The organism is Nocardia sp. NPDC050175, from assembly GCF_044459885.1.
Classification (GTDB): Bacteria; Actinomycetota; Actinomycetes; order Mycobacteriales; family Mycobacteriaceae; genus Nocardia.
This window is the reverse complement of the sequence record NZ_JBITJI010000023.1, coordinates 12,274-32,217: the sequence shown is the minus strand read 5'-3', so window position 1 is coordinate 32,217 and position 19,944 is coordinate 12,274. Positions and strand designations below refer to the sequence as shown.

Annotated in this window: 18 protein-coding genes; 9 read left to right on the top strand and 9 right to left on the bottom strand. The window is 66.2% G+C overall.

The window, feature by feature from the left end:
• Positions 1–111 precede the first annotated feature (111 nt).
• The 4 genes from ACIBK2_RS44460 to ACIBK2_RS44445 all read right to left on the bottom strand — a co-directional run bounded on the left by ACIBK2_RS44460 (position 112) and on the right by ACIBK2_RS44445 (position 5,510).
• A complete protein-coding gene (locus tag ACIBK2_RS44460; RefSeq protein ID WP_396977094.1) occupies positions 112–1,329 on the bottom strand; it encodes an NAD(P)/FAD-dependent oxidoreductase in 1,218 nt (405 codons plus the stop codon).
• Complete coding sequence (locus ACIBK2_RS44455) at positions 1,326–2,798, bottom strand: aldehyde dehydrogenase (NADP(+)) (protein ID WP_396977092.1); 1,473 nt, start codon at positions 2,796–2,798, stop codon at positions 1,326–1,328. The genes ACIBK2_RS44460 and ACIBK2_RS44455 overlap by 4 nt, the downstream gene beginning before the upstream one ends.
• 42 nt (positions 2,799–2,840) lie before the next feature.
• Positions 2,841–3,752 carry a dihydrodipicolinate synthase family protein gene (locus ACIBK2_RS44450; protein ID WP_396977090.1) on the bottom strand — a complete coding sequence of 304 codons (912 nt, stop codon included), beginning with the start codon at positions 3,750–3,752 and terminating at the stop codon, positions 2,841–2,843.
• A 267-nt stretch (positions 3,753–4,019) separates the two neighbouring features.
• On the bottom strand, positions 4,020–5,510 hold the full coding sequence (locus ACIBK2_RS44445; protein ID WP_396977088.1) for an alpha/beta fold hydrolase: 1,491 nt from the start codon (positions 5,508–5,510) through the stop codon (positions 4,020–4,022).
• A gap of 271 nt (positions 5,511–5,781) precedes the next feature.
• On the opposite strand from ACIBK2_RS44445, the gene ACIBK2_RS44440 reads away from it, so the two are divergent.
• The gene (locus ACIBK2_RS44440; protein WP_396977086.1) at positions 5,782–6,537 is read left to right on the top strand and encodes a response regulator transcription factor; all 756 of its coding nucleotides are present in this window, start codon (positions 5,782–5,784) and stop codon (positions 6,535–6,537) included.
• A 23-nt stretch (positions 6,538–6,560) separates the two neighbouring features.
• Entirely contained in the window at positions 6,561–7,856 is a 1,296-nt protein-coding gene (locus ACIBK2_RS44435) for an ATP-binding protein (RefSeq protein ID WP_396977085.1), read from the top strand.
• A gap of 4 nt (positions 7,857–7,860) precedes the next feature.
• On the opposite strand, the gene ACIBK2_RS44430 is transcribed toward ACIBK2_RS44435, so the two are convergent.
• Together ACIBK2_RS44430 and ACIBK2_RS44425 are read right to left on the bottom strand one after the other, a co-directional pair.
• Entirely contained in the window at positions 7,861–8,652 is a 792-nt protein-coding gene (locus ACIBK2_RS44430; RefSeq protein ID WP_396977083.1) for an SAM-dependent methyltransferase, read from the bottom strand.
• 99 nt (positions 8,653–8,751) lie between these two features.
• Entirely contained in the window at positions 8,752–9,792 is a 1,041-nt protein-coding gene (locus ACIBK2_RS44425) for a hypothetical protein (RefSeq protein ID WP_396977082.1), read from the bottom strand.
• Between the two features lie 161 nt (positions 9,793–9,953).
• Between ACIBK2_RS44425 and ACIBK2_RS44420 the strand changes: the two genes are divergently transcribed.
• The 3 genes from ACIBK2_RS44420 (at position 9,954) to ACIBK2_RS44410 (ending at position 12,708) form a co-directional block, all read left to right on the top strand.
• Positions 9,954–10,214, top strand: coding sequence for a hypothetical protein (locus tag ACIBK2_RS44420; protein WP_396977081.1), 261 nt, complete (start codon positions 9,954–9,956; stop codon positions 10,212–10,214).
• A gap of 348 nt (positions 10,215–10,562) precedes the next feature.
• Positions 10,563–11,411, top strand: coding sequence for an alpha/beta hydrolase (locus ACIBK2_RS44415; protein ID WP_396977079.1), 849 nt, complete (start codon positions 10,563–10,565; stop codon positions 11,409–11,411).
• A 310-nt stretch (positions 11,412–11,721) separates the two neighbouring features.
• Positions 11,722–12,708, top strand: a complete 987-nt coding sequence (locus tag ACIBK2_RS44410) for an alpha/beta hydrolase (protein WP_396977077.1) — start codon at positions 11,722–11,724, stop codon at positions 12,706–12,708.
• A gap of 53 nt (positions 12,709–12,761) precedes the next feature.
• Here ACIBK2_RS44410 and ACIBK2_RS44405 read toward each other — a convergent pair whose 3' ends face one another.
• Complete coding sequence (locus ACIBK2_RS44405) at positions 12,762–13,016, bottom strand: hypothetical protein (protein ID WP_396977075.1); 255 nt, start codon at positions 13,014–13,016, stop codon at positions 12,762–12,764.
• A gap of 10 nt (positions 13,017–13,026) precedes the next feature.
• Positions 13,027–14,370: a S8 family serine peptidase gene (locus ACIBK2_RS44400; RefSeq protein ID WP_396977073.1), complete on the bottom strand. Its 1,344-nt coding sequence runs from the start codon at positions 14,368–14,370 to the stop codon at positions 13,027–13,029.
• Positions 14,371–14,813: 443 nt separating this feature from the next.
• Between ACIBK2_RS44400 and ACIBK2_RS44395 the strand changes: the two genes are divergently transcribed.
• The 3 genes from ACIBK2_RS44395 to ACIBK2_RS44385 all read left to right on the top strand — a co-directional run bounded on the left by ACIBK2_RS44395 (position 14,814) and on the right by ACIBK2_RS44385 (position 17,035).
• Positions 14,814–15,266, top strand: a complete 453-nt coding sequence (locus ACIBK2_RS44395; protein ID WP_396977071.1) for a hypothetical protein — start codon at positions 14,814–14,816, stop codon at positions 15,264–15,266.
• A 187-nt stretch (positions 15,267–15,453) separates the two neighbouring features.
• On the top strand, positions 15,454–15,792 hold the full coding sequence (locus tag ACIBK2_RS44390; RefSeq protein WP_396977070.1) for a helix-turn-helix transcriptional regulator: 339 nt from the start codon (positions 15,454–15,456) through the stop codon (positions 15,790–15,792).
• Positions 15,785–17,035 (top strand): type II toxin-antitoxin system HipA family toxin, encoded by a 1,251-nt coding sequence (locus tag ACIBK2_RS44385; RefSeq protein WP_396977068.1) that lies wholly within the window; start codon positions 15,785–15,787, stop codon positions 17,033–17,035. Before ACIBK2_RS44390 ends, ACIBK2_RS44385 begins: the two co-directional genes overlap by 8 nt.
• Positions 17,036–17,190: 155 nt before the next feature.
• Here the strand turns inward: ACIBK2_RS44385 and gndA are convergent, their stop codons facing one another.
• Positions 17,191–18,645 carry an NADP-dependent phosphogluconate dehydrogenase gene (gene gndA / locus ACIBK2_RS44380; protein ID WP_396977066.1) on the bottom strand — a complete coding sequence of 485 codons (1,455 nt, stop codon included), beginning with the start codon at positions 18,643–18,645 and terminating at the stop codon, positions 17,191–17,193.
• A gap of 274 nt (positions 18,646–18,919) precedes the next feature.
• Here gndA and ACIBK2_RS44375 point away from each other — a divergent pair, with 274 nt between their 5' ends.
• On the top strand, positions 18,920–19,879 hold the full coding sequence (locus ACIBK2_RS44375; RefSeq protein ID WP_396977064.1) for a purine-nucleoside phosphorylase: 960 nt from the start codon (positions 18,920–18,922) through the stop codon (positions 19,877–19,879).
• Positions 19,880–19,944 lie beyond the last annotated feature (65 nt).

Here is a 19,944-nt window from a genome sequence, read left to right as displayed (position 1 = left end):
ACCGACCAAAGGTCGCCCGCTGTCGAACATCCACCACCGACTGAAGGGCGCTTTCGGTCGGTCTGGACGACTGAATGCGCCCTTCAGTCGAGTGGGGGTTGGCGAGTTCGGTCATCGAGATACCTTTGCGGTGGTCGGTTCGGTGGGACTGGGGAGGACGGCGGGGCGGTCGACGGCGAAGGCCGCGATGTCGACCTCGTCTGGTTGTCCGGCCAGTGCTGACGAAATCAGTTGGGCGGTACCGACGGACAGGCCGATGCCTGCGCCCTCGTGGCCGGTCGCGTGCCACAGACCGGGGAGCCTTGGGTCCGGGCCGATGACCGGGAGGTGGTCGTCTACGTAGGGTCGGAAGCCGCCGTAGGCCCGCATGATCGCAACGTCGGCGAGGATCGGGTACAGACGTAAGGCCTTTCGGGCGATGGCGGCCAGACTGTCCGGGCGTATCCGATCGTCGAAGCCGCACTGACGGCGTGATGAACCGAGCAGTAGTGGGCCGCCTCTGGTCGATTCGACCACCGCAGAAGACTGCAAGGTCGCATCTGAGCTGCCTACGGCGCCAACATAATCCGCGTCGTAGACCTTGTGGAACACCGTTGGTGGCATGGGTGCGGTGATGAGCACATCTCCGCGTCGGGGTTTGATCGCGATAGGCGCGCCGAGTAGGTCTGACACCACGCCCGACCACGGGCCCGCCGCATTGATCACGACGTCGGCGTGCCGTGGTCCGCGGGTGGTCTGCACGCCGATCAGTCGGCCGCCGTGGATCAGTGGCCCGGTGACCTCGCAGCTGGTCTCGACGACCGCGCCTGCCGTTATTGCCGATTCGAGCAGTGCGGTCGCGGCACCGGCCGGTTGAACTTGGGCGTCCTCGGGGTAGTACACAGCCGCGCACACGTCGCGAGTGAGTGCGGGCTCGGCCGCGGCCAACTGATTCGCGTCGAGGTGCTCGCAACGAACCCCGGCGCCACGCTGGCCGTCGGCGAACTCGGTCAACGCGGTGGCACCGGCATCGGTGGTGGCAACGACTATGCCGCCCTTGGGTTCCCATTCGACTGCCGCGCTGGCGGATAGCCGTTCGAGGACGGCGGGCCACAGCCGCCGGGACAACTGGGCGAGCGCCAACTCGGGGCCCGGCCCCTTGTCCGAGACGAGCACATTGCCTTCACCGTGCGCCGTGGTGCCGGAGGCAACCCCGCCCCGCTCGCACACCCGGACCGAGGCACCGTCCAGTGCAAGCCGATCCGCGAGTGCGCACCCGATCATGCCGCCACCGATGATCAGGACGTCGGTTCCCCGCAGGGAGGTGGCGCCGGGCGAGGCTCCGGTCATTGTGCGCGTGCCCCGTTCACCGAGCGTGGCACGGAAAGCGGGTTGTCCGTGCGCAATTCGAGCGGCAACAGGTCTTCCGGCACCGACTGGTACGTCACCGGGCGCAGGAAACGCGAAATCGCCGCGGTACCAACGGAGGTCGCCGTCGGAGCCGTTGTCGCCGGGTAGGGACCGCCGTGCTGTTGGGCGAAGGTCACCGAGAGTCCGGTGGGCCAGCTGTTCCACAGCACCCGCCCGGCCGCGCCCACCGCGGCGGCGGTCAGCGCGCGGACGGTGTCGTCGATCTGGTCACCGAAGATGGAGACCGTCAGTTGGCCGCCGACCGAGCGGGCCAGCTCGAGCAGTTCGTCAGTGTTCCGATAGCTGACCAGAAGCGTTGCCGGACCGAACATCTCGTGCAAAAGCGCGTCGCGATCGGCCAGCACGGTGCGCGCCGTCGTGGCGAGCAGCAGTGCCTCGCCCGGCCCGCCTCCTGCGAGCAATTCCACGTTGGGGTGCGCACGTACCTGTTCGACCGAGCGGGCGAAGCCGGCGGCGATCTCCGCGTTGAGCATGTCCCCGGTCGGCACCGGACGGCTCCGGATCAGCTCGGCCAGCTCGCTGAAAACCGCTGACTCCTCGGGTATCGCGACCAATCCCGGCTTGGTACACAACTGACCCGCGCTCGCACTGACCGCAGTCAGCAGTCCCGACGCGATCTCCACGGTTCGGCTCCGCGCGGCCTGGTCGGTGACGAATACCGGGTTGATGGAACCGAGTTCACCGTAGAACGGGATCGGCACCGGCCGACGCGACGCCAGGTCGTACAGCGCCCGCCCGCCCGCAGCGGAGCCGGTGAACGCCGCGGCGGCGACGGCAGGATGGGTGAGCACCTGCACCCCGGCGTCGCGGCCGAAGACGAGCCCGAAAGTCCCACTCGGCGCACCACATTCGGCAAGCGCCTGAGCTATCAGCTGCCCGACCGCGCGGGAGACCGCAGGATGCCCGGGGCTCGCCTTGACGATCACCGGGCACCCCGCGGCGAGCGCGGCGGCGGTATCGCCACCCGCGACCGAAAAGGCGAACGGGAAGTTGCTCGCCGCGAAGTTGACCACCGGGCCGAGCGCGATATTCATCCGCCGCAGGTCCGGCCGCGGCGCACCCATCGGCCACTCGGCGTCCGCGGTGTCGATGCGCACGTCGAGGAAATCACCGTCGAGCACGACCTGCGCGAACAGTCGCAACTGGAAACTGGTGCGCTTCAGCTCACCGACCAGCCGCTGTTCGGACAGGTGCGTCTCCCGCATCGCCAACGGAATCAGCTCGGCGGCATGCGCATCGAGCCGGTCGGCGATATCGCGTAGCAACCTGGCTCGCTCGGTCAGCGCCATTGCCGCCCAACGCCCTGCGGCCGCGGCGGCTGCCGCAGCAATGGCATCGACCTCCGCCGCGGTGGTGTCGCGAACGGATTCGACCGTGCTCTCGGTCATCGCCTGCCTCCTCATCTTTCGTGTGCACCGGCTACGAACTGCCTACCGGTAGCCCTTGGCGAGCACGTCGCGGGTGTCCTCGCTGATCTTCGCGACCAGCTCCGGCGCCAGCGGAACCCGCGGTGGGCGGCACTTACCGCCCGGTCGACCGGCCAGGTCCATGGACAGCTTGATGGCGTGCACGAACTGCGGCTTCGAGTCCCAGCGCAGTAGCTTGTGCAGTTCGCGGTATAGCGGAAGAGCCTTGTCCAGATCCCGGTTCACCGAGGCGTTGTACAGCTCGACCGTCGAACGCGGGATCGCGTTCGGGTACCCGGACACCCAGCCGACCGCGCCCGCGATGCCGAGTTCCAGGACCACGTCGTCCGAGCCGACCAGGACGTCGAGTTCGGGTGCCAGTTCCTTGATCTCGTAGAAGCGCCGCACGTCGCCGGTGAACTCCTTGACCCCGACGATCAAGCCCTCGCCGTACAGTTCGGCCAGGATGTCGGGCGTCAGGTCGATGCGCGTATCGAACGGGTTGTTGTAAGCCACGATCGGCAGACCCACCTGGGCCACCGTGCGGTAGTGATCGAGGATCGAGTCGCGTCCGCCGCGATAGGTGTTCGGCGGCAACAGCATCACGGCCTGCGCCCCGGCCTCGGCGGCCTGCGCGGCCCACTTGCGCGCCTGCAATGCCCCGTAGGCCGCGATGCCCGGCATCACGGTGAAGCCGTCCGGTGCGGCCGCGATGGCCGTCGTCACCACCCTGGCCCGCTCCTCGTCGTCGAGGGTCTGGTATTCGCCGAGCGACCCGTTCGGGCTCACCCCGTGGCAGCCGTTCGCGGCCAGCCACTGCACGTGCTGAGCGTAGGCGTCGTAGTCGACCGAGTAGTCCGCAGCGAACGGCAGCGTCGTCGCGACCAGGATGCCGTGCCAAGGCTTGGTCACGGCTGAGGTGATCGGTTCGGACATGTAAGGCCTCCATCTGCGCGATTGTCCGGATCAGCAGCCGATCCGAATGTCATGTGACGTGTGACATTGCACAAGATAACCAAGTGATGGCGGTCACGCAAGTGGAGAGGAGTGACTGGGGACACGCGAGTGTCGAGGCCGTGAACATGCGGAAGCGCCCAGCCCCGACGACAGCTTCTGCCTCCCGCTGTCACGGGAATGGCATTGCGGCTGTTCGACTTTCGATCAGCGCGCGCTGTGTCCGGGCTGGGCGTTGGGCAGGCTGGATCAGCGGGGGACCGGGGTGACCGCGATGGCCGGGATCGAATCCACGCAGGCGGTCGGTCCGGTGTTGCCGGTTCGGATGAAGCGGGCTACCAGGTCGGTGACGCAGCCGCTCGGCTCCAGGTCGGGGACGTGGCCGGTGTTCGGGACGGACAGGAAGGTCGCGTTCGGGAAGCCTGCGGCTACCCGCTTGCCGTTCGCGTCAGGAGTGATGGCGTCGAGGTCGCCGGACATGACCAGCACCGGGACGTTCGGCAGCGCGGCGGCCGGGCGTCCGGGGTATGCGCTGGTGACGGCCGGCCACTGGATGCAGGCGTCGCCGCCGTCGCGCAGGCCCGCGTTGAATCCCTCGGCGCTGAAGGCGCCGACGCCGTCGGGTCCGGCCGTGGCGAGCCCGTCCCGGTACTGCTGCATCCGCTCGGACGGCGACGACTGACGCTTCCAGGAGTTGGGGTAGTCGTTGCAGGCGACGGTGATGAACAGGTCGATGTTCTCGGCGGTCGGCTCACTGCCTGCCTGCTCGGCCCACTGCCGCAGCCCGGTGTCGTCGCCGTTGGCGGCGCCGTGCAGCGCGGCGGGTAGCGCGCCCATCAAGGTCGGCTGGGTCGGATCGGCGCCGACATTGGTGCTGGCCACCTCGAAGACCAGGGTCGCGAGCTTGCTCTCGCTGAGCTGCAACGGAGTCCGGCCGGTGATGGTCAGCGGCGCAACGGCCAATCGCTGCGCAACGGTGCGCAGATCGGCGACGGCGGTCGCGCCGTCACAAGCCCGGCTGCGATCGCAGATCCGTTGCAGCGCAAGCGATACCGCTTCGGCATTGGGCCGCGACAGCAGGTCCATCTCGGGCGGGTAGGCGCCGGAAAGCACGATGGACTGCACGGTGTCGGGGTGGCGTTCGGCGTAGATCGGCATCAGGTAGGTGCCGTAGGAGATGCCGTAGAGCACCAGTTTGGGGATGCCGAGCCGCGCGCGGATCGCGTCGAAGTCGTCGGCGGTGGCGGCCGAGGTGTAGCCGGCGGCGCGCGGGCCGAGCTGTTCGGCGCAGCGGGCCACCGTCTGCTGCTGGTATTCGCGGGTGCCGACCTCGTAGCCCGCCTCGTCCGCGCCGCAGTCCAACGGGCTGGACAGGCCGGTGCCGCGCGGGTCGATGAGCAGCAGGTCGTGATCGTTGAGCAAGTGCGCGGACAGCTGGGTGGCCTGCTCGGCATGGTCGATCAGCGGGACACCGGGCCCGCCCGGGTTCGGGGCGATCGTGCCCGCGGCGGGCGCGTCCAGCTTGCTGCGCTTGATGAGCGCGTAACTCACTGCGACCGTGCCCAATTCGGGCTTATCCGCGACCAGCGGCCGGGACTGCACGCCGCAATCGACCTGATGTCCCGGCACGGTCGGGCACCAGTCGGGGCCGGCCGGCTTGGTCTCGCCGCATGCCGTGACCAGAGTCGTGGCGGCGAGTGCGGCTACCAGACATGCGACTGCCCGCATTCCTTTGCGCATCTCGAAATTCCTTCCCTCAGTGCAACTCCCGCGTTGGGCGGGGTGTTGAGGAGAATCCTGGGCGGTAGAAGTCAATGCTCGGCGAGGGCCGCGACAGAATCACGTAAGAATCCGCGGCGGGTGCCGCGCTCCGGATTCTTACGCGGTTCTTTCGTCCGGTTCGCGATTCCTTGCCGTAGGTCGGCGAAGGTAGGGGGTGTGCGGGTTCGCCGCAATGAAAGGATGCGTGCAGATGATGCCAGGTAGGCGTGCTGGTGATAGCGGTCACGAAGTGAACCGCCCGATACCCGCGAACTCGCTACTCACCAGCAACAATGGCAACGTGACCACACCGAACTCGTCCGTACCCGCCGCATCGGTGCTCGTCGTAGAGGACGACCCGCACGTGCGCAGCACCCTCGATCAGCTGCTGCGCTTCGAGGGCTACACCGTGCACCTGGCCGCGGACGGGCAGCAGGCGCTGGAAATGCTGGCCGAAATACAGCCGGACATGGCCGTGGTGGACGTGGTCATGCCGCGGATGGACGGGCTGTCGCTGTGCCGGCTGCTGCGCCGCCGCGGGGATCGGCTGCCGATCCTGGTGCTCACCGCGCGCCACCAGATCGGCGATCGGGTCGCCGGGCTGGACGCGGGCGCCGACGATTATCTGCCCAAACCGTTCGCCACCGATGAACTGCTCGCCCGGCTGCGCGCGCTGCTGCGGCGCAGCACCCAGGACGAGGACACCGAGGTGCTGTCCGTCGCGGACCTGACGCTGAACCCGGCGACCCGCGAGGTGCATCGCGGGGATCGGGCCATCGAGCTCACCAAGACCGAGTTCGACGTGCTCGAGCTGCTGCTGCGCAACGCGCGAATCGTGTTGACGCGCAGTCGGATCTACGAACACATCTGGGGATTCGACTTCGACACCGATTCCCGTTCGCTCGATGTGTACATCGGTTACCTGCGCCGCAAGACCGAGCAGGAGGGCGAATCCCGCTTGATTCACACTGTCCGCAACGTCGGTTACGCCGTTCGTCCCGCGTGATGCTGCGCGCCAGGATCACCCTCGTGGTCATCGTCGCCGTGGTGGCGGCGATCGTCGTCACGCTCGCGACGTCGTATCGCGGGGTCAGTGAGCTGGTCGGTAATCAGATCGACCGCAGCCTCAACGACCGGGTCGACGCCGTCGTCGCCGTGCTGCCCGCGGTGTTGCCCGAGCGGTCCGACACCATCGAGCAGCTGCTGTCGGCCGACGGTACGGCCCACCCGTTGGCACCGGACCGGATGCCGCTGCCGGTGGCCGAGGCGGATCGCGTGGTGGCCCGAACCGGTAGCGGCACCGCCGAATACAATCTCGACCTGGACGGCGAGCCCTACGGGATCCTCACCAAGCCGCGCCCCGGCGGCGGTGCGGTGATGGTGGCGCAGCGCTATCACGAGCCGGAACGGATCGACAACGAATTCCTGTGGCGCACCGGCGGTATCACCGCGATCGCGGTGGCGCTGTCGGCCTTGCTGAGCTGGCTGGCCATCGGCCGCATCCTGCGACCGGTCCGCCGCTTGCTCGCCGCTACCGAGCACATCAGCTCCACCCAGGACCTGTCGGTGCCGCTGCCGCCCACCGGCCGCGACGAAATCGGCAGGCTCACCGGCAGTTTCGACACCATGCTGACCGCCCTGCGCCGCTCCCGCGCGCAGCAACACCGGCTCGTTCAGGACGCCAGCCACGAGCTGCGTACCCCATTGACCTCCATCCGCGGCAGCGCCGAACTCCTGCAGCGCGCCCGCGGCCGACTCGGACCCGAGGACGAAACCCAGGTCCTCAACACCCTCGTGCAAGAGTCGGCCGCGCTCGACGATCTGGTCGCCGAGCTCGTCGAACTCGCCACCGACCAGCACACCGCCGAGGAACCCACCGAACTCGACCTGCCGACGCTGGCCGAGGACTGCGCACAACGCTTCCGTCACCGCAGCGGCCGCACCATCACCGTCACCGCGGACCATCCCGGACCCGTGCTGGCCAGGCCGCGAGCCCTCGCCCGGTGCATCGACAATCTGCTCAGCAATGCGATCAAGTTCAGCCCGCCGGACACCCCGGTCGACGTGCACATTCACCGCACCGAATTGACGGTGCGCGACCAGGGACCCGGCATCGCCGCCGACGACACCGCCGCGATCTTCGATCGGTTCTATCGCGCCGCGAACACCCAGGGCACACCGGGTTCCGGGCTCGGTCTCGCCATCGTCGGAGACATCATCACCGCACATCACGGCACGGTGTTCGCCGAGCACGGTCCCGGGGCACGGATCGGTTTCCGGCTTCCACCGATGGAGCAGGCGGACGGGCGTCGTCGCCGCAGCTGACGGGTCAGGCCGACTTGTGGCCGATGCCGCCGTAGATCACCAGTCGGGTGGCAGGCAGATCGTCGTCGAGCCATTCCTGCGCAGGCACCACACCGGGAGCGAGCATGTCGAAGCCGTCGAAGAACGCCTCCGTCTGTTCCTTCGATCTGTACAAGACCTGAGACGGGCTGTGGTTGGTGTCGTCCTGCGACTGGCTGATGAAGTCGGGGTGAGTGTCGTTGGAGCCGTGCGTGAGTGCGAGATAGCTGCCCGGCGCCATCACATCGCGGAACTTGGCGACGATCCCGTACGGGTCTTCGTCGTCCATCACGTAATGCAGCACGCCGATGATCAGCAGGGCGACCGGCTCGTTGAAATCGATGAGCGAGCCGGTTTTCAGCCGATCGATGATGTCGTCCGGCTGGCGGATGTCGGCCTTCAACGCGGTCACGCCGGGCGAATGCGCCAGCAGCGCATCGCAGTGCGCGTGCACGATCGGATCGTTGTCGATATAGACCACGTTGGACGACGGTTCGATCTTGCGCGCCGTCTCGTGCACGTTCGGCGAGGTGGGGATGCCCGCACCCAGATCGATGAACTGCCGGACGCCCGCGTCGGCGGCCAGCTCGACCGCCTTCACCAGGAACTGGCGGATGAACCACGCCAAGGTCTTGGTGTCCGGGGCGATGGCCAGCATGCGGTGCGCGATTTCGCGGTCTATGTCGTAGTTGTCTTTGCCGCCGAGCATGTAGTCATAGATCCGGGCCGAGCTCGGCACGTTCGGATTGAGTCCTGGCGCTCGGTCTACGTCCGACAAGGTGTCCTCCCGATCCTCGACCACAATCGTAGCGATCTTCCCGGCTGGATGTTGTGCTATGCCACAGTGGCGCATACGCGCCGAAAACCACTTGGCGAATCACCCTTTCGCGGCAAGTGTATTCGCTCTTGCCATCAGTGTGTCGGCCACCGGACGTGGGCGGCGGCCGAGACCGCATGCGGTGGCCACGCCATCGACCGGCCGGCCCAGCGCCTGCTCGATGACCTGCAACGTGTGCAGCTGCTCCGCCTCGGTGGGAGTATCGTGCACCATGCCCGCATAGAAGTCGGTGCCCGCGTCGAGCGACAGATTCTTAAGGGGCGCATAGAATTTGGGCCGCTCAGACGGCGGGATGTCGCCGGCCGCGAACGGTGCGTGCACGAAGGCCAGGGTGCGATCCGCGGGCCAATGCCGGACTATCGAATTGGCGAGATCCACGAACGGCCGCACATTCCGCAACGTTGCCCGGGCCTTGTTGTTCATGCTGCCGAGGCAGAGGTGCACGCCGAAGCGGGTACCCGGCGGGCAGGCCGCAGCCAGTTCGGCGATGCCCTTGCCCAATCCCAGCACTCGGTTGGCGAGTTTGTGCAGCGGCTGCGTCTGCGCCATCAGCACCAGTTCCGCGGTCGCTTCGAACTGGAAAACGACGTCGTCCCCGGCCAATTCACGAATCGCGGCGATGTCGCGCACCGTCGCGTCGGTGAAGGCCTTTTTGTTGCGCAGCAGACCGGCGGCACCCATCGTAATGAACGCCATGGTGAAATCGGTCGGCATCCCGAGCTGGAGGGTGATACCGGACAAATCCCGCTCGGCGCGCAGTGCGTTGAATACCGGCAGCGCTTCCTCGGCCTCGCGGAAATATCCGAGATCCATCATGTCGCCGGTGAGCTTCTTGCCGCCCGCGCCTTGATAAATAGTCCGTTCCCGGCTCGTGCGCCACTGGCCGGGTCGCTTCGATTCCAGCGCGCCCTGCCGCACCAGATCGTCGATGATGGGGCGGATGTAGAACTCGTAGCGGGCCGTCTCGCCCGTGGGCAGTGTCCGTAGCTGTGGCCCGGCGCTGTCCAGCATCGCTCTCATCGCTGCGTCAGTGCTCTCGGCCGGAAAACTTCCCACGAAGTGCACCGCTCGCGTACCCATGGTCGGATACTAGACCGACGGTTTGCTGCGCGCGATCGTGCGAGCTGTGCGATACGACTCGTTGTCGTACTGTTACCTCTCGCGGACGGGAGGCCGCGTGCTCGACCTGCTTTACCATACGGCTGCCGCGAATCATGTTGGGGAGTAGCATGATTCGCCGAATGATGGCTCGAAGCACAATCAGCCCGCACGCTATGGCCGATCACGGTGCGCGGCAGATCTTCTCCATCACGATCTACGACACACAGGAAGACCTCGACAACGCGATGCGGGAGTCCGGCAGCGAGTTTCGGTTCGCAAGCCTCGCCGAACTGGGCTGTACGGCGCTGGACGCGCGGGCCTTCGAGGTCGTCGCCGGGGCGGTGAATCCGGACGCCTTCGAGGTCGACTTCGCGAAAATCATTCCGCCGATCAATAACTGAGCATTTGTCCAACTGGTTGGTGCGGTATTTGCAAGTGTCGCAAAGTCTCTCCGTCGGCTGTTCCGACAGTCACGAATGGGTGTAGATATTTGCGATAGGTGTTGCGCATCAACCAGATTGCGAGCTAGCCTCCGGTTTATCACTGAAGTAGGGTGCCAAAATGGTTATCCTCGTGTAACACCGAGGGGAGCGCGTCTCGTGCGGGCCTTCTTAAAAGCATTTGTCGTGTCAACAATTCTGTGTCTGGTGCCTGGGGTTGCCCACGCCGACAACAACCCTCCACCGAATACCTGTACGGCGGTTTCTTTTCCGGTGCCGCCGACGGGCACGTTGGCCGCAACTCTCTGCATGCCGGCGACACTGACGAGTACCATCCTGGTGTTGATGCCGGGCTCCAATTACAACCACACCTATTGGGATTTCCCGTATGCGCCGGAGACGTATAACTTTCGGCGCGCGATGAACGCGGCGGGCTATGCGACGCTGGTGGTCGATCGGTTCGGCGACGGTGCGAGCACCAGGCCGCCGAGCGCGCTGCTGACGGCGACCGGCTCGGTCATCGCCCTGCATCAGCTCGTCGGCGCGGTACGGCAGGGGCTGCCCGGTGTGCAGCCGTTCAGCAAGATCATTACCGGCGGCCATTCGCTCAGTTCCGGCGTCGCGGTGATCGAGGCGAGCACCCACCACGATGTGGATGGTGTTCTGCTGACCGGGTTTTCGCACAGTCTCGACCTGATCGGCACGCTCGGCGTGGTAGCCACCTACTATCCGGCGGCCGGAGATCCGCATTTCGCAGGCCAGGGCTACGACCCCGGCTATCTGACCACTCGACCCGGTACCAGGGCGGCGGATTTCTACGGTGCCGGTGACTACGACCCCGCGGTACTCGCGACCGATGAGGCCACCAAGGAAGTCTTCTCGCTGACCGAGTATCCCGATGGTCTGACGTCCACCCTGCCGCCCGCGACCAATCTCATCAATGTCCCGGTGATGGTTGTCAATGGCAGTCTGGATCGGTTGTGTCTGAACGCGTGCGCGAGTACCGCGACGTTGGCGGCCGAAGAGGCACCGTATTTCACTCCCGCTGCGAGGCTGCGCACCTTTGTGTTACCCGGTAGCGGGCATTCGGTGAATCTCGCCTCGAACACCGCGGCTTATCAAGCCGCAGTTAGGGATTGGCTGGCCTCGACGTTCTGACGACAATCTACCGACCTGAGGGCGGGAGCCGGTGCGGCTCCCGCCCTCAGGCGGTTGCCGCCCGGCTTGCCCGAAAAGTGAAGTCCTCCCGATTGCCCGACCGGTAGCACCGGTTGCCAAGTGCGGCAACACATCTGCGTCGTCGGCGGCGCGCCGTCGAGGTAGCCATCTCTTCGCGATAGGTATTGCGCATCAACCGGGGCGCGGGTTAGCCTCCCGGTTGATGACTCAACAAGGATGCCAAAGTGGTTATCCTCGTGTACCTCCGAGGGGAGCGCGTCGCGTGCGGGCCTCAATACGGGCTTTTGTCATGTCAACAATTCTCTGTCTGACGCCGGGAGTTGCCCTGGCCGATCAAGTTTCGCCACCGGATCAATGCCGGGAGATCACTTTCCCGGTGCCGCAGGGAACTTTGGCCGGGACGCTGTGCCAGGCGACGGACAAGCCGGCGGACGCCGTCATGGTGTTGATGGCGGGTTCCAATTACAACGGCTCGTACTGGGATTTCCAATACCAGCCGGACACTTACAACTTCCGGCGTGCGATGAACGGCGCGGGCTATGCGACGCTCGTGGTCGACCGGCTCGGCAACGGCGCGAGCACTCGGCCGCCGAGCGTGACGCTGACCGCCACGGCCACCGCGGAAGCGTTGCACCTCATCGTGCAGCAGCTGCGGCAGGGTCTCGGTGGCGCACGGCCGTTCGGCAAGATCATCACCGGTGGGCACTCGCTGAGCTCGGGCACCTCCGTCATGGAGGCCACCAAGTATCACGACGTCGACGGTGTGCTGCTCACCGGATACTCACACACCCTGTACGTGCCCGGGGTCCTCGGCGTGATCAGCACGTATTACCCGGCCGTCCAGGATCCGGCCTTCGCCGGTCGCGGATACGACCCCGGTTATCTGGTGTCGCGGCCGGGTGCTCGCCGAGCCGATTTCTACGGTCCCGACAACTTCGATCCGCAGGTGGTCGCGGCCGACGAGGCGACCAAGGAAACCTTCTCGCTCACCGAATATCCCGACGGTCTGCTGTCCACGCTGCCCGGCATGTCCAGCTTCATCACCGCACCCACCATGGTGGTCAACGGCAGCAAGGACATCCTGTCCTGCGGGCCGGGTTTCTCGATCTGCACCGATAGCGCGGCCCTGCAGGCGGCGGAGGCGCCGTACTTCGGTCCCGACGCGAAGTTGCGCACCTTTGTCTTGCCCGGTGCCGGGCATTCGGTGAATCTCGCACCGAACACGGCCGAGTATCGGGCGGCCGTCATCGACTGGGCGGACTCGATCGCCCGATAGCAGTCCGCGTCCCGGCGGCACCGATCGGTGCCGCCGGTTTTCGGAACTTATTCTTACGTACGGGGTTTCGGATCGATCGATCCGTTGCCCGGTTCGATGCGCGGGTCGGCGAAGACAACGACGCCGGGTCCGGCGGTGGTCATGCGTGCGGCGGCCGCGTCGGTCACCCGCAGCGCGTACAGACCGTTCGCTGGATCCACGGCGACCAGGCCGTAGGCGGTATCGACGTCATCAGCGGTGAGCTTCAGCTCCCGCAGGGCGGCCTCCAGGGTCGCCTCCTGCGGGAGCCGAATGGTGAGCAACGGCATGGCCCCTACGTTACGCGCGGGCCGCCGTTCGATTCAGCTCCGCGAGGATCGCGGCGGCGTCGGCGACGCCGTATCCGTAGTCGTAGTTGTAGCCACCGGCCTGCGCGATCGCGGTGCGCTGCAACAACGCTCGCAGCTGCGCGGGCGGCAGCTCGGTGGCCGACCATCGGGTACGGATGGCCGTGACGAGGCCCGCCGCGACCGGCGTGGCCGCCGAGGTGCCGGTGTCCGGTTCGGTGGCGCCGAACACCGTCGACCCGAGGAAGTGGGTGTAGGAGCAGATATCCGGCTTGCGGTCGGTCAATCGGCCGGGGCCCTGCGAGGAATAGCCGACCCGCTGGCCCTTGGTGTCGACGCCCGCGATGGACAGGACGCTCGGATGCGAGTTGGCGCCGCCGATCGGCTTGTCGGTGTACGCGCACCGGCCGTCCGGGCACTCGCGTCCGCAATTGCCCGCGGCGAAGAGGATGTCGGCGCCCGCGGCCTCGAGCGAGCCGACGATCACGTTGAACGGATGGGACGGATTGTCCGAGTAGTTGCCGGGCTGGCCGACGGGGAAATCCCAACTGGGCGAGAACGATCCCCAGCTGTTGCTGATCACCAAGGCCCGCGACGCGGCAGGCTGATCGGTGAGCACCGTGCGCAGGTGGGCGTACCCGGCCAGCGCGTCCGACAGCAGGCCCTCCATCACGGTGCCGCCCTGCCGTTTGCTCTGCAGCACCGGCAGGTCGAGCAGCGTCGCCTTCGGGGCGGCGATGAGCGCGTCGAACGCGCACATCGAGCCGTGGTCCACCGGGAACTCGCCCGCCGTGCCGGTGACCCCGGCCGGATTCCAGCTGCGCGCCTTGTCGATGGTCACCTGCCCGCCGCGCACCTGCTTGACCTTCGCGGCGTTGATGCCGGTGTCGACGATGGCCAAGGCCACCGACGTACCGTCCAACCCTGCGGCCGCCAGATCGCCGTGGTGCAACAGGGTTTCGACATCGTGCCAGTTGCCGACCGCGGGGGTGTCGCCACACGTGAGGTTGGTCTGGACAACCGGATCGGCGAAAACTCCGGTGACACCTCGCGCCGCCGACAATTGCGACACGCTATGGGCGATGCCGTCATCGTCGATCTCGCCGCGCACCAGCACCGAGGCGTCCGCCGGGTCGAGCGAATAGCGCAGCGGACCGGTATCGGACACCCGGGGAACGGATTTCGGCACCGCGACCGGTGCATAGGAGTGATCCAACACGATCCCGGGCAGATGCCCGGCAACATCGGCGGAGGCGACCGGAACCGCACGGTCGGCCACTGCGGTAATCAGATCGACGGACGGACGAAGCTGAATAAGTACGCGCATATCTGCCATGATGCCGCGCCGTTCGGCAAAATTCGCGCCTGACGTGCAAAGTGCCGCCACCCCGATGCGCAACGGCGACCGGGACAACTGCAAGCTGCCAGCAATTTCTCCGGCGATCGTGTCGTGGATCACACTCGTGACGCCCGGCCGGGTTTGCCGAATACGGATTCGGACCCGCCGGACAACGGTGATCGGTTCGCGAGCGGCGCGGCGCGCAGCGCGACCGTTAGCGCTGTCTTAGCAGGTCATCACCAGAATTGCTGTGCCCCAAATATATTGAGGTCTTGCTGGTCGAGATCCCTTTTGCTAGAGCATGTTTCGAATTCTCGGGCGTTGTCACGCCGCCGTTGTGCTCGCTAGGCTTGTGTCGGTTGCCGACGTTGTCGACCGTTATTCCACAGCGCGGCAACCACGTTCATCCAGTACATCTCGATGATTGATGGGACGGTTCGATGAATTCAGGAACCCGCTCTGCCCTATTGCGGATCGCCGCGATCGCCGTAACCGCCGCAGGCGCACCCGCCGCCTTCGCCGCCCCGAACGATCCCTCGGCGCCGATATGCACAATGAGCTACCCGGTCCCGGTGGAACCGTTCCAAACCCCGGCCACCAGCGACGTCTTCGCCACCTCCAGCAATGGCACCGTCGACCTGAAACTGCACACCAATGCAGGCACAGATTTCGCCTACGACCAGAAATTAACCGTCAACTGGGCAAACATCACCACCGGTAAGAGCGGCGTAGCCGACACCTCCGCCCGGGTAAAAGGCCCCGACAATACCCTCACCATCATCGGCCTCCCCGCCAAGCCCGGCCGAATCCTACTGAACCTAGGCGTCTTCAACCACGGCGAAGGCCTGAACTACACCAACGGCGAATGCAGCGCCGAGTACCAAGCCAGCTGACCCTCCAGCCGGACTTCGCGATCGTGTGAGCCAGCTGACCGGCACTGTTATGCGCCGTCTGTGTTATGGATCTATAACACGTGCACAATGTAATGGATCTGGAACATTATGCACTGCTGAGCCCTTTCTGCTACAGGCAATGTTATAGATCCACAACATGCTGTGCTGGTGATGGTACCGTAACGTCATGACGCAACCGCGGACACGACGCCAGCTGGTCCAGCTCGGCGCGGCGTTGCGTAAGGCGCGCGTTGACGCGGGGTTGACTCAGGATCAGCTGGGGGAGTTGGCGGGGGTCTCCCGCCAACTTGTCAGTCGGGTCGAGACCGGTAGCCCGAACGGAGAAATCGGTCGTGTCATTCAAATCGCCAGTGCATTAGGCCTGCAAGTGGTCACTGTGCCCATGTCGCCCCGCACCACGACCTCACGTGATCAACAGGCGATTCAGGATGTCTTCGCCCGGATCCAGCAGGGTGCGGAGCCGCCGAACCCGGAAAACCTGGAATCGCTGGAGTCGCATGAGTGATCTGGTGGTGATCCTCAACGGAGTGTTGGTCGGCGCCGTCACGCATGCCGGCGGGCGGCCCCGCTTCACCTACGTCGACGACTACGCCGTCGACCTCGACGCCACCCCGTTGTCGCTGTCGATGCCTCCGGCGGTGGGACGCACCTACGACCATCGCGTCACTGCGCCGTGGCTGATGAACCTGCTGCCCGACGATGCCAATGTGCGCGAGCGGCTGGCCCGCGAGTTCGATGTGTCGTCGCGCAGTGCGACCGCGCTGCTCGAACACATCGGTCGCGACTGTGCCGGCGCTGTGCAATTGGCGGCACCCGAGGACGTCGAGGATGTGCTGACCCGGCCGGGCAGCGTGGAAGAAGTCACTGACGTGCAGATCGGTGCGCGGTTGCGCGGCCTGCGGAGTGCGCCGGCGCAGTGGACCCGCTCCGACGAGCGTTGGAGTTTGGCGGGAGCGCAGTCCAAGTTCGCTGCCGTGCGTACCGGGGGCGGGTGGGGATATGCGCATGGCAACGCGGCCAGCACGCACATCATCAAACCGGGAATCGAACGCTTTCCGGGGCAGGCGTTCAACGAGCATCTGTGCCTGCGTGCACTGGAGGCGCTCGGGATCGTTGCAGCGGCATCTGAATTCATCGAGTTCGATGGCGTCGCGGCGATTGTTGTCGAGCGGTACGACCGGCTACGGGGTGCGGACGGCCAGGTGCTCCGGCTACATCAGGAGGACATGTGCCAAGCGTTGTCGGTGCCGCCCGAGCGCAAATATGCCTCCGAAGGTGGGCCGTCGGCCACTGCGATCGCGGGCCTGCTCGCTCGCGAGGCCGGTCAGCGCGACGTCGACCGATTCACCGATATCGTTGTCGCCCAATACTTGCTCGGCGCACCGGATGCTCACGCCAAGAACTACTCGGTGCTCCTCAACGGACTCGACATCACCCTTGCACCGATCTACGACGTAGCGAGTTCACTGCCATACGATCCAGAACGCGGATCGGATCTGGGTCGTGTAGCGATGCCGATCGGTGGTCGGTCGAAGTTCGGTGAGGTCACCTTGCATCACGTCGAGAAGTTCGCGCAGAAGGCGGGGACGGATCCTGATCGACTCGTCGTACGGACACGTGAGATCGCCGCCGGACTGCCCGGGGCACTGGCCGATGTCGATCGCGGCACCACTTACCCCCTATTAGCGCCATTGCGTACGCGGCTCGTCGACACCGTGGCCGCGCACTGCGCCACCATCGACACGTAGTCGAGACCGACTGTCACGCAAGTCTTTTCGGGCAGCGTGCGCGAAATCATTGGCTGAATCGAATGCGGCGGGCGAAGTGTTGCGCGGCATGGACTTGGGGAGAAATGGCGAGAGCCCGGCCGATTGGTCCGCCGGGCACTCGGGTTGGGGGTTGGTCAGTCGGCTTGGATTTCGGTGCGGTCGCCGCTCCAGAGGGTGTGGTACTTGCCGGGGATATCGATGCGCTCATAGGTGTGGGCGCCGAAGTAGTCGCGTTGGGCCTGGGTGAGGGCGGCGGGGAGGCGCTTGGCGCGCAGGCCGTCGTAGTAGGCGAGGGAGGAGGCGAAGGCGGGGACGGGGATGCCGAGTTGGACGGCGGCGGCGACGACGCGGCGCCAGCTGTCGATGGCGTTCTCGATGGCTTCCTGGAAGAAGGGGTCGAGGATGAGGCTCGGCAGCTGGGCGTTGGTGTCGTAGGCGTCTTTGATGCGGTTGAGGAACTGGGCGCGGATGATGCAGCCGCCGCGCCAGATGGTGGCGAGATCGCCGGGGTGCAGGTCCCAGTCGTATTCGGTGCTGGCGGCGGCGATCTGGTCGAAGCCCTGGGCGTAGGCGACCACCTTGGACGCGTACAGCGCGCGCTCGATGTCCTTGGTGAATTGCTCGGTGTCGGTGGGCTTTTCAGCGAGCTGTCCCGAGGCGAGGCCGACGGCGGCGCGGCGCTGATCGGTGGCGCCGGACAGCGCGCGGGCGAACACGGCCTCGGCGATGCCGGTCACCGGGACGCCGAGATCGAGCGCCGCCTTGACGGTCCAGCGGCCGGTGCCCTTCTGCTCGGCCGCGTCCAGGATGACGTCGACGAGTGGCTTGCCGGTCTTGGCGTCGGTCTGGTTGAGCACCTCGGCGGTGATCTCGACCAGGTAGCTTTCCAGCTCGCCCTGGTTCCAGCCGGTGAACACGTCCGCGATCTGCTTGGCGTCGAAGCCGAGCGCGTCGCGCAACAGGTGGTAAGCCTCGCCGATGAGCTGCATGTCGGCGTACTCGATGCCGTTGTGCACCATCTTCACGAAGTGGCCCGAGCCGTCCGGCCCGATGTGCGTGCAGCACGGGGTGCCGTCGACCTGCGCCGCGATCGACTCGAGCAGCGGGCCGAGCACCTCGTAGGACTCCTTGGGCCCGCCCGGCATGATGGCCGGACCGTTGAGCGCGCCCTCTTCGCCACCGGAGATACCGGCGCCGACGAAGTGCAGGCCGCGCTCACGCAGCGACTTCTCCCGGCGGATGGTGTCGGTGAACAGCGCGTTGCCGCCGTCGATGATGATGTCGCCCTCGTCCATCGCGGCGGCGAGCTCCTCGATCACCGCGTCGGTCGGGTCGCCGGCCTTGACCATGATCAGCACGCGGCGCGGCTTCTGCAGCGCGCCGACGAACTCCTCGATCGTCTCGGTGCGGACGAAGTCACCCTCGTCGCCGTGCGCCGCGAGCAGCGCGTCGGTCTTGGCGATGCTGCGGTTGTGCAGCGCGACAGTGTGTCCGTGCCGGGCGAAGTTGCGCGCGATATTGCTCCCCATCACTGCGAGGCCGGTAACCCCGATGTGGGCGCGTGCGTTCGATCCCGCCGATGACGTCATGCTGATGGGCCTTTCACTCGGCGCGGACCTCGCCGCGCTCCACCGACTGTTCGACAAACGAGCGTGCAGCTGACCGCTCGACCAAGCGAGCCCACCGAAACCGCAGGTAGCGACGGTCCGATGGTTCCGCTTGTGCCGCAAGAGAACCTGCCGTCCAACCTACATGGGTGGCGTTTCGCGCTTGTCGGGTCGGCCTCGGTTGGCGCGAGCAGGCGTTCGGGCAGGTCGCGGTCCGCCAGATGGTGACAAGGGGGGCTTGTCATAGGATCATCCGATGCCTCTACGTCGCTGGATAGTCGCACTGACGGTGTTCACGACGGTCGCCATGGCGGCCGGTTGCGGCGGCGGGGGCGAGTCGAGCGTGGCACCGGTCAAGGTCGGTGTGCTGGTGATCACGATGTTCGATCCGGAGGTCGAGCCGTGGCTGCAGCGCGAGTCGCTGCCGATCACCGTGGACGTGCCCACCTCGTACAAGCCGGTGCACTGCAACGCCGACGGACTGTGCGTCGCCGAGACCGGACAGGGCAAGACCAATGCCGCGGCCACCATGATGGCCGTGCTGGACAGCCCGAAACTCGACTTCGGCAACGCCCACTTCCTCACCGTCGGCACCGCGGGCGCGCCGCCGGACCAGGCCACCCTCGGCTCCGCGACCTGGGCCCGCTGGATCGTCGACTTCGACCTCGGCAACCACCTCGTCCCGGCCGAGGCGCCGAGCCTGCCGCACGGCTACCGCCCGGTCGAGAACTACAACACCGCCGCCTACCACCTGAACGAGCAGCTGGTCGACACCGCGTTCGGCCTGACCGAACACGCCACCCTGGCGGACAGTCCCGCGGCTGGCGCCGAACGTGCCCAGTTCGGACAAGGCGACCGCAAGCCGTCGGTTGTCAAGTGCGACACCATGACCGGCGACAACTGGTACTCCGGCAAGGAACTCTCCGACACCGCGCGCCACATCATGGGCGTGCGCACCAACGGCCAGGGCAACTACTGCACGACGCAGATGGAAGACAACGCCACCGCCGCCGTGCTGGACCGTCACGGCTACCTCGACCGGTATCTGTCGCTGCGCACGGTGAGCAACTTCGACCAGCCCTATCCCGGCCAGAGCGTGCTCGATCACCTCGAGCAGCAGTCCGCGGGTTTCCGGCTCTCCCTCGACAACGGCTACACCCTCGGCCGCACGGTCGTCGACTACTTCCTGAAGAACCGGTACCAACCGGCGCGCTGAGCACGGCCACCTTGCTCCTAAAATTAAGTTAGGCTAACCTTCTTTCTTGCGCTAGAGGGCGCACG

Excerpts from the sequence above, each read along its gene's own strand:
- ACIBK2_RS44385 (WP_396977068.1), top strand. The coding sequence starts at position 15,785 with ATGAGTGATCTGGTGGTGATCCTCAACGGAGTGTTGGTCGGCGCCGTC.
- ACIBK2_RS44420 (WP_396977081.1), top strand. The coding sequence starts at position 9,954 with ATGATGGCTCGAAGCACAATCAGCCCGCACGCTATGGCCGATCACGGT.
- ACIBK2_RS44405 (WP_396977075.1), bottom strand. The coding sequence starts at position 13,016 with ATGCCGTTGCTCACCATTCGGCTCCCGCAGGAGGCGACCCTGGAGGCC.
- ACIBK2_RS44395 (WP_396977071.1), top strand. The coding sequence starts at position 14,814 with ATGAATTCAGGAACCCGCTCTGCCCTATTGCGGATCGCCGCGATCGCC.
- ACIBK2_RS44425 (WP_396977082.1), bottom strand. The coding sequence starts at position 9,792 with ATGGGTACGCGAGCGGTGCACTTCGTGGGAAGTTTTCCGGCCGAGAGC.
- ACIBK2_RS44400 (WP_396977073.1), bottom strand. The coding sequence starts at position 14,370 with ATGGCAGATATGCGCGTACTTATTCAGCTTCGTCCGTCCGTCGATCTG.
- ACIBK2_RS44450 (WP_396977090.1), bottom strand. The coding sequence starts at position 3,752 with ATGTCCGAACCGATCACCTCAGCCGTGACCAAGCCTTGGCACGGCATC.
- ACIBK2_RS44460 (WP_396977094.1), bottom strand. The coding sequence starts at position 1,329 with ATGACCGGAGCCTCGCCCGGCGCCACCTCCCTGCGGGGAACCGACGTC.
- ACIBK2_RS44410 (WP_396977077.1), top strand. The coding sequence starts at position 11,722 with ATGTCAACAATTCTCTGTCTGACGCCGGGAGTTGCCCTGGCCGATCAA.
- gndA (WP_396977066.1), bottom strand. The coding sequence starts at position 18,645 with ATGACGTCATCGGCGGGATCGAACGCACGCGCCCACATCGGGGTTACC.
- ACIBK2_RS44445 (WP_396977088.1), bottom strand. The coding sequence starts at position 5,510 with ATGCGCAAAGGAATGCGGGCAGTCGCATGTCTGGTAGCCGCACTCGCC.
- ACIBK2_RS44375 (WP_396977064.1), top strand. The coding sequence starts at position 18,920 with ATGCCTCTACGTCGCTGGATAGTCGCACTGACGGTGTTCACGACGGTC.
- ACIBK2_RS44415 (WP_396977079.1), top strand. The coding sequence starts at position 10,563 with ATGCCGGCGACACTGACGAGTACCATCCTGGTGTTGATGCCGGGCTCC.
- ACIBK2_RS44455 (WP_396977092.1), bottom strand. The coding sequence starts at position 2,798 with ATGACCGAGAGCACGGTCGAATCCGTTCGCGACACCACCGCGGCGGAG.
- ACIBK2_RS44390 (WP_396977070.1), top strand. The coding sequence starts at position 15,454 with ATGACGCAACCGCGGACACGACGCCAGCTGGTCCAGCTCGGCGCGGCG.